Source organism: Streptomyces sp. SID13726, assembly GCF_010548375.1.
GTDB lineage: Bacteria > Actinomycetota > Actinomycetes > Streptomycetales > Streptomycetaceae > Streptomyces.
In genome coordinates this window covers 1-695 of the sequence record NZ_JAAGLY010000112.1, presented here as the reverse complement: position 1 = coordinate 695, position 695 = coordinate 1, and the positions used below count along the sequence as shown (strand labels likewise).

The window sequence follows — 695 nt, the reverse complement described above, 5'->3', positions numbered from 1 at the left end:
TGTGCGGCAGGTCGGTGCGCCCGATCATCGTCACGGCGCGCCCGCGCAGGGCGGCCGGCACGACGCGCGAGACGTGCCCGTTGGCACCGACACCGGGCCCGACGAAGTCGGAGCTGCGCACCTCGACGACGCGCGCGCGACCGGCACGGTGCGCCGCGAGCGCGTCGGCCCACAGCCGCGCGCGCAGGACGCCCTTGTGGTCGGTCGCGACATCGGGCAGGTCCTCGGTCATCGGCCCGTCGACGGGACCGTAGGGGTAGAGGTTGCCGGTGATCGCGTAGACGGCGCCGGGGCGCTCGGCGGCGATGAGCAGCGCGGAGGCGAGCGGCGGCCAGACCTGTTCCCACTGCGTGTAGTCGCCGGGGTTGGCGCAGTTGTAGAGCACGTCGGCACCCTCGGCGACGCGGGCGAGAGCGTCCGCGTTGGAGGCGTCGAGAGCGAGGTGCGTGGCGCCCGCACCGCCGGTGTCCCGGCCGCTGCGGGTGACGACGGTGACGTACGACCCGCGGGCCGCGAGCTCGGCGGCGACGTGCCGGCCGACGGGCCCGGCGCCGACGACGACGTGCCGGTCGGACGAGGACGGTGCGTTGGTCATGAGGTCTCCTTTCCGAGAGAAGTGCTCTCGCTTCGTCGAGGAGCATCGCACGGGCCGGCGCCCGAAGCAAGAGCGGTGCTCTCGTTTGTGGGCGGCGCTC

At 74.2% G+C, this 695-nt stretch carries 1 protein-coding gene; it reads right to left on the bottom strand.

Going from position 1 to position 695, the window contains the following annotated elements; all coding sequences use genetic code 11:
* The coding region (locus G3I78_RS46630) for an NAD-dependent epimerase/dehydratase family protein (RefSeq protein ID WP_164436656.1) at positions 1-595 on the bottom strand (595 nt) is incomplete at its 3' end.
* Between the last annotated feature and the right edge of the window lie 100 nt (positions 596-695).